The sequence below is a fragment of the Algibacter mikhailovii genome, assembly GCF_014651495.1.
GTDB classification, from domain to species: domain Bacteria; phylum Bacteroidota; class Bacteroidia; order Flavobacteriales; family Flavobacteriaceae; genus Algibacter_E; species Algibacter_E mikhailovii.
In genome coordinates, this window is record NZ_BMWZ01000009.1 from 153,076 (window position 1) to 160,423 (window position 7,348).

At 32.4% G+C, this 7,348-nt stretch carries 7 protein-coding genes, 1 tRNA gene and 1 pseudogene; 5 read left to right on the forward strand and 4 right to left on the reverse strand.

Going from position 1 to position 7,348, the window contains the following annotated elements; translation table 11 throughout:
• Positions 1 to 77 precede the first annotated feature (77 nt).
• Positions 78 to 1,481 (forward strand): T9SS type A sorting domain-containing protein, encoded by a 1,404-nt coding sequence (locus tag IE051_RS16765; protein WP_189362562.1) that lies wholly within the window; start codon positions 78 to 80, stop codon positions 1,479 to 1,481.
• A 528-nt stretch (positions 1,482 to 2,009) separates the two neighbouring features.
• Here the strand turns inward: IE051_RS16765 and IE051_RS16770 are convergent.
• The 4 genes from IE051_RS16770 to IE051_RS16785 all read right to left on the reverse strand — a co-directional run bounded on the left by IE051_RS16770 (position 2,010) and on the right by IE051_RS16785 (position 4,810).
• The gene (locus tag IE051_RS16770; protein WP_189362563.1) at positions 2,010 to 2,543 is read right to left on the reverse strand and encodes a hypothetical protein; all 534 of its coding nucleotides are present in this window, start codon (positions 2,541 to 2,543) and stop codon (positions 2,010 to 2,012) included.
• A 42-nt stretch (positions 2,544 to 2,585) separates the two neighbouring features.
• The gene (locus IE051_RS16775; protein ID WP_189362564.1) at positions 2,586 to 3,323 is read right to left on the reverse strand and encodes a hypothetical protein; all 738 of its coding nucleotides are present in this window, start codon (positions 3,321 to 3,323) and stop codon (positions 2,586 to 2,588) included.
• Positions 3,324 to 3,355: 32 nt separating this feature from the next.
• Positions 3,356 to 4,678 (reverse strand): tyrosine-type recombinase/integrase, encoded by a 1,323-nt coding sequence (locus IE051_RS16780; protein WP_189362565.1) that lies wholly within the window; start codon positions 4,676 to 4,678, stop codon positions 3,356 to 3,358.
• 54 nt (positions 4,679 to 4,732) lie between these two features.
• Positions 4,733 to 4,810 (reverse strand) — tRNA-Ser (locus tag IE051_RS16785).
• A 270-nt stretch (positions 4,811 to 5,080) separates the two neighbouring features.
• On the opposite strand from IE051_RS16785, the gene IE051_RS16790 reads away from it, so the two are divergent.
• From IE051_RS16790 to IE051_RS18775, 4 genes and pseudogenes are all read left to right on the forward strand, one after another.
• Complete coding sequence (locus tag IE051_RS16790) at positions 5,081 to 5,455, forward strand: hypothetical protein (protein WP_189362566.1); 375 nt, start codon at positions 5,081 to 5,083, stop codon at positions 5,453 to 5,455.
• A 20-nt stretch (positions 5,456 to 5,475) separates the two neighbouring features.
• Positions 5,476 to 6,048 (forward strand): hypothetical protein, encoded by a 573-nt coding sequence (locus tag IE051_RS16795; protein ID WP_189362567.1) that lies wholly within the window; start codon positions 5,476 to 5,478, stop codon positions 6,046 to 6,048.
• Positions 6,049 to 6,291: 243 nt separating this feature from the next.
• Positions 6,292 to 7,071, forward strand: a pseudogene (locus tag IE051_RS18685) (DUF885 family protein); the annotation flags it as partial.
• Between the two features lie 20 nt (positions 7,072 to 7,091).
• The coding region (locus tag IE051_RS18775) for a DUF885 family protein (protein ID WP_373294379.1) at positions 7,092 to 7,348 on the forward strand (257 nt) is incomplete at its 3' end.

A 7,348-nucleotide genomic window follows, 5' to 3' on the forward strand; every position in this document is an offset into this window, starting at 1 on the left:
CCCCTCCGTTTTTATATGACATGATTTAATTTTGGGATGCTACGATGTTGTAGTGAATAGATTAAACTAAATCAATCATGAAAAAAATTACTTTACACTTATTTGGCTCATTTTTTAATTACACTTACACCCTTGAAAATAGGAAGCAATTAAAAATAAACAGTGCTAAAAATTACCTTTTCTTTGTTTTATTGGTATTAATAAGCAACTTAAATTATGCACAAGAAATAACGTATCAAATGACTTCTAACATTCAGGGAAGTGAAGATGTGACAGCTGTTACAGAATTAAATGATGGTGACTTAAATACCTACAAAAAAATAAGTGCAGCAAATTCCATGTTAAATATCGACACAGCTACTGAAACACAACTTATTAGCTATACCATCTCGGCATCTAGCCATACGGATATTTTGTTTGACTCAGGATTGACTGAGAACGCAACAGGTACGGAAGCGATGGCTATAGGGTCTGGTCTCGTTGGGAATTCTGTAATCGTAGGTGGTGCTAAAAATACACTAAAGGCAACATTGACTGGAAAAGGAGTTGAATTAGACGAATTTACATTTTCTTCGTTAATCAAAATTGCAAGCGGAACTACAGGTGTTGTTACGTTGTTAAGCTTGGAAACTGCGTCGGATCCTGCTGAGCATGTTGTTTTTTATTATGACATTGCTGCTGAAGAATTTAGTATTTATTACAAATTCGAATTAAAACCAGGAAAAGCATTTACGATTTCTCCTGATACACAATATCAAATGAGTATGGTCATAACAAATTCGAAATTGAATGTATTTATAGATGGATTAAATGTAGCCTCTTGGAAAATAGGTGGAGATGGAATACCTGCAGACGCTATCGAGATGGCTTATTTAGGGTATGACAGTTTTAATTCAGCTCAAGGAGCAATGATTGAATATGACGGTAGTTATTTTTTCAATGAAAAATTATTTGCCAACAATCAAAGTCAAATTCATGATGACACCAAGATTTTAGGTAAAGTTCCTGTAGCAGGAAGTGAATTTGAATTTGGTGCGAGATTTTGGAGTTTGTACGGTTTGGTTGATGCTCTTGATGAGTTTGACAATCCAATTGTAAATAAAGTATTAATCGATGAACAAACAAATCAATCGTTTACCAGTGGAGAAGAAAAATCTTTTGATATCACAGAAAACGCTTCCTACCAAGAGTACGAATTGAGCTGTAAAGGTTTTGCCTTTAGTCAATTCAAATTGATAGGAACAACACTTGCTATTGACAAATTTTCTATAAATAACTATTCCATCACAAAAGATCTAGATGGAATTAGCATAGGGAGTGATAAGCTATTTAGGTACCAAATTTATGATCTAACAGGGAAATTAATTAAAGAACAACAGAGAACTACATTATCATCTCATATTCAACTAACAAAAAACAGAATTTATATCTTAAAAATGCAATTTGGGAATGAAGTAGTGATTAAGAAAATTATTCTTTAACACTACATCATAAGACCGTTAAAATAATCTCAAACAAATTTCAACAATTTGTTTGAGATTTTGTTTTTTACATTCTTAAGAACCTACTCTAATTTTTAAATAAAACAGACACTATATAAAAAGTAATTTTCAAGTAGAATATTAAGAAATATTAAAAAAATTAATAAACTGGCATTCCTCTATTTGCGTATGGTAAAAATATCGAGGGTTGCTCCCTCGATATTTTTTTAATTAGTTTTAAACTCTATATTCAATAAAAAAAAGATTTATTAACTGATGGATTAGTAAATCAATTTTCCTACATTTCTAAAAACATTCACAAAATATACTCCTATAAATATTATCACTTATTATCATAATTACTCAATCCACCAATTATGGGTGTTAGCAATTTAACAACACTATTTAAATGCTCATATACAGGGTTTTATAGTCGTTTTTTGATTGTTTTTATTAGGTTTTTGAATTCAAAATATATAGTGATAATTTTTTTACCACCTTTTTATCATCTGAATTATCATGTTTTTATTACTTATCAAAAACACCTCTTTTAAAGCTTTTTGGTAGCTTAAAATCAAGTGATCTTGGTTGCTCAAACTCCGCTATGAATTGTTCTAGTATTTTGAAGTTAAAACCCTTTTCTTTATCATATTCCTTGGCAAAATCAAAACCTACATACTTCAATTTACGCATCTTTATTCGCAGTAAATCAACAAGTACTTTATCTAATTCCAGAACTAACGTTTTGGGTAAGTGCTCCTGCCCTTTCTTTAAGGTTTCTATATAGCCATCTAATTCTAATTCAGTTTCTTTAATCTCACTTGATTCTTTCTTGCTATACATCCACACCACCAGTTTTAAAAATGCTGTTGAATTAACAAATGTTTTCCGTTGTTGTTTTGCTTGTTCTGGAATACAAAGACTACCATCGAGATAGTCTGCTAGTAATTCTCTGATATATTTGGAAACCGTTTTACCTTTTAATCTTGCTTTTAGCTTTACGTGTGTTTTTAAGCCTTCGGATAGTTTTAGGTTGATTGAGGGTTGGGTCTGTTTTGCCATAAGGTATTGTTGTAGGATTGATTTGTTTTGGGATGATTTGGATTAACTAATATTAAATACAGTTCTAAGTAAATAGTTCTCTATTTCAGTGTCATTGATTATTGGAAGTGGTCTTTTCTTTCTTATTTTTCTGGTTTGACGCTTTGATTGTTTTTGTTGCTGTAGTATTTGTTCTGATTGCTGTTCTGCATTTTCACTTTTTTGTATGCTGACCTGGTTAGGTATTAAGTCATGTAATGCTGGTAGTTTGTTTTCTATGTAATTAAGAACATCTACAGGTTTTACTTCTTGCTTCTTACGTGGTTCAATTAATCTAGTCTGTATGTCTTGTAAATGTAGTTGAAATAAATTCGCTTGTAATTCAAAGGAACGCTGGTTGTCTTCTGTATATTCTTGAATATGCTCTGTTATATGCTGTGACATCCATTGACCAATGTAGATACAGAAATTAAGCTGTTCTAAATAGATTTCCATAAAAAAGCTAAACTCTTGCTCATTTAAGCTCTGTTTGATATCTATAAACTGAAATATATTTGTTTTTAAAAGCGCCTTTTTATTCAAGATATTACCATAACATAACTCCTTTCCCAATAATTTATCAAAGCCCTTGCTGTCAATATAAAAAATGGTGTCAAAAAAGATGGCATACTTTGGCACACTCCACTCTTCTTTCTTTTCTTCTGGGATAAGCGTTTTAGGAATATAAAACACAAAACTCTTGAACAGGTTGTTACGCAGCTCTTCAAATGTTTTAACTAATCCTTTCGATTTGAGTTCCATAGTTGCTTTTTAATGCTTTACTAATCCGAGTTTTAAGTTAATAATGCGGAATAATCCTCTGGTAATTCTGCATCAATATCACGCAAATACTTTTCCAAAGCTGCCATGGTAGCATGTCCTGTAATGAGCATAAGTTTACTCTTAGCTTCAAAAGGTGAACTTGTTTTAACCAGTGCTCTATACAATTTGGTTATAAAGGTATGACGGAAACTATACAAGCCATAATCTATTCCCAATTTAAAATGGTCTTTTACCACACGTTTAAAACGCTTGGTAAAGTAGTCACGCTTATTACCTTCTTCTATGCTCCAGTCCCCTCCTACACCTTCTGGTGTAAATAGAAATTTAGTCTTGTCAATATCCTTTATTTGCTCCAATTCTTTCAGTAATAGGTCAGGTATGATTTTGGTTTTTACTACACCACTTTTTGCCTTAAAGCACAATGTTTTGTTTTTTAAGTCAATATCCCTAACTCTTAATCTGCATACTTCAATAGGGCGTAAAAAGTTGTAGGAAATAAACTTGATGTACAGCAATAGTACAGCATCATTTTCTTCCAGATACTTGAAAATATCGCCTTGCTCTTCTGTAGAATACGTTTTATTACGCTGTGGGATAGTTTTTAGTACGGGTATCTTCTTTATGCAGTTCTGAACAATGATGTAATTGTCTACTAGCACTTGAAAAAGACTACTTAAATCTACGCGGTAATTGTTTCTTGTTCGGGCGCTTGTTCTCTGTAGTATCGCATTTAAAAACTTAGAGACTTCTTTTTCATCGAGCTGGTCTATGGTTTTTAAATTAGTGGATTTGTCAATCCAATCTAAAAAGGCATGTATTCGATTCTCATAAGCGCGCATTGTCGTTTTACTAAGCAATTGGGCCTTGATACTTATACCAAACTCGAAAGCTTCTCTAATGCTCTTTTTTGTGTTGTCGTTACTCTCTTGTGTATCTTCTGACTTGGAGTCTTCTTTTTGTTTTGGAGTAACCGATGGTTTTGTATTTTCTACTTTTGCTTTTGATTGACGATTAGCTAATCGCTCGGCATTGTCTTGGTAAGGATTAAATCCTTCTTCTAGTAGTTCACTGAGTTTTTTTTGATACTTAGAAAGCACATACAGGCGTTCTTCTTTTGTTTTATATGTATTAACATCCCCATAAATATTAGGCAGGCGTTCTAATTTACCCGATTCTGGATGACGGTAACTAAAATACACATACCAACGTTTGCGCAAATCGCCTTTGGCAGTGTAGATTTTTGGGGCGGAATACTGTCTTTTGATCTTCAAAGCGTGTTCTAAAACGTGTTCACTTCTGTGTTCAAATCTAATGATTTTACTTAAATTAGACATAAAAAAACGGTTTAGTGTGAACTAAACCGTCAGTTTTACTGTATTTCTACCTTGTAGCGGGAACTGGACTCGAACCAGTGACCTTCGGGTTATGAGTTTGAAAAAACACCCGATTTTTACACCTTTTATGCCTTTTTTTAATAAAACCGTATACGGAAACGTATACTGCAATTAATATTATTTTCTATTCAAATATACATAATATATTTCTGCATACACAAAATGGAATTAATCCAACCCCTCACCCGTTTTATATAATACTAATTATTAATCCAATCTAATTATATTGTGTCTCATTCGTTTCCTTGTAAGTATTTATTTATTTTTATGGTGGATATAGTGCGGATATGGACAATTGTCTATATCACATTGTTGGCGGTAATTAAAAAATGAACGGAAATTATGAGCAAAACAATAAAAAAAATCTTGATAAATTACAAAATTGTATTTTTCCTAGCACCAATTCTATTTCTGACTAGCTGTTCAGAAATTGGTTTGTTAAGTGAAAAGAACTCTTGGATAGTTAATAATATTGATTCAGTTGGTGTTTTTCTTAAAGTTTACTTTGTGCTTCAAATATCAATCATAATTGTTAGTTTGATTTTAGGAATTTTCCTTGGACGTTTAGGCTACTTAATAAGTTTAGTAATTCATTTTATTTGGATTGTATCGGCAAGAGATTACGGTTTTTTTAAGGTACTCTTACTCTTTGGGCTTTTTACTATTGTTTCCTTTCTAATTAACTTATTAAAAGCAGGTAATAGACAAAGTTACTAATGACTCATCCTTGACTAGAAATGCAAGAATTAAACTTCTTAATAAACCAATCAACAGTTTCAGTCGCAGAAGTTGAATGGTGGCTTTTAAAGTATTCCGACTATGTCAAAGAAATTAATAACAATTGTAACTGTTGTTCAAAAACTGATGAACTTCCCTGTGTATGCAAAAGAACTGAAAACGAAAAAACAACTCTTGAAGTATTTTATAACCTTGATGAACTAACTCAATATCATAGAATAGAAAAATATGCGAACGAACAGATAATAGAATTTAAACAACTCAATAAAAACCCAAAAGAAGTCAAAAAATGGCTGATTAAAAACGAAAAAATTGCAAGTCAAGATTTAGCGTGTTTTCTAATTGACTATTTGGATTATTCAGAAAATGAAAAAGATAACATTAACTTGTTAGCATATAGAAATGAAAATTACAAAATTGAAGTTTTTGTAGACCGAAAAGACTTCGAAAATCTAATTGAATTTAAAGAACTTTTTGATGAACTATATTATGCCAAGAAACTTTATCCAGAAGGACTGAAAAGAATTGACAAAGAAATGAAAACTACCGCCAACAAAGAGAATAGGGCATAGCACCCTGAAGGATGCTACTACACCATGCACAAACCGTTGTAGGTAAATTATTCGAATATGAAATACACTGTAATCGTACTTATATGTGGGCTCTTATTGGGTTGTTCAAGAAATCAAAACAATATCAACACAATCACAAATTTGAATTTACTGGCAGATTCTTACCTTAAAGTGTTTTTGTCAACGCATCCAGAGGACGCTTATTCATATGGAATTGACATTGAGCGTCATGATGGGCACCCAATGAATGACGTAAATGAAATATTAGAATGGCAAAATTATGAAGATAGCTTGTATTCTGAATTTCAAAAAATTGATCAATCGAAGATTACATTAGCTAAAGATAAAATCACATATTGGACGCTAAAAGAAAAATTAGAGTCACAGATAGAGTTTCGAATTTGCAAGCAATACCTCTGGCAAATAAGCCATATGACAGGATGGCAAAACACTTGGCTCAACATGGCAAGAAAACAACCTGTCATAACAGAGAGCAATAAATCTCAGGTTTTAATTCGATGGAACTACTTTCCGACATTTATAGACAACGAGATTGCCAATCTAAAATCAGGAATTGAGCAAGGCTACACAATGCCTAAGGAGATCGTAGCTGAGGTTATAGATCAAATTCAAACTATTTTGGACTATCCAATAGATAAGTCACCATTGATTGCACCAGCTAAGAGAGCGACTTCAAAAACTTTTAAAGATGATTGGACAATTCTCATTCAGGAGAGAGTCTTACCAGCCATACAAGTTTATCAAAACTATTTAAAAGAGGAGTATTACGATCAAGCAAGAGAAGAAGTCTCTATTGTGAATATTCCCAATGGGAGCGAATGCTATCAAGCCTATATTAGGTATTGGACTTCAACTGAAATGACAGCTGATGAAATCCATGAACTAGGGCTAAAAGTAGTTGGCCAAAATATGGCAGAGGTAATTGAATTAGGGCAAAATATTTATCAAACAAGTGATTTTACTGAAGTAATAAAGAAAAGTAAATCCGATAGTACCCAATATTTTAAAAATAGTGGANAGACATGCTCACCTATAATGAGCAATTTCTTAAAACAGCTAAATTGGAATGTGCCAATTGGTTTTCTTCTTTACCATCTTCAGATGTTGAAATTTACCCTTATGAAGCTCATGAAAAAGGTTCAGCCAGATATGAAATGGCAACTAGCAACACACCTGCCTATTTTCGCATTAACTTGAATCATCCCAATTCAGAAATATTTGGTCAGAGTGAAATTAGAAATGCACATGAGGCATATCCAGGTCATCATTTGCAAATAGG

Bases quoted from the DNA above. Each gene is read 5' to 3' on its own strand.
- IE051_RS16765 (WP_189362562.1), top strand. From the start codon at position 78: ATGAAAAAAATTACTTTACACTTATTTGGCTCATTTTTTAATTACACT.
- IE051_RS16770 (WP_189362563.1), bottom strand. From the start codon at position 2,543: ATGGCAAAACAGACCCAACCCTCAATCAACCTAAAACTATCCGAAGGC.
- IE051_RS16775 (WP_189362564.1), bottom strand. From the start codon at position 3,323: ATGGAACTCAAATCGAAAGGATTAGTTAAAACATTTGAAGAGCTGCGT.
- IE051_RS16780 (WP_189362565.1), bottom strand. From the start codon at position 4,678: ATGTCTAATTTAAGTAAAATCATTAGATTTGAACACAGAAGTGAACAC.
- IE051_RS16790 (WP_189362566.1), top strand. From the start codon at position 5,081: ATGAGCAAAACAATAAAAAAAATCTTGATAAATTACAAAATTGTATTT.
- IE051_RS16795 (WP_189362567.1), top strand. From the start codon at position 5,476: ATGCAAGAATTAAACTTCTTAATAAACCAATCAACAGTTTCAGTCGCA.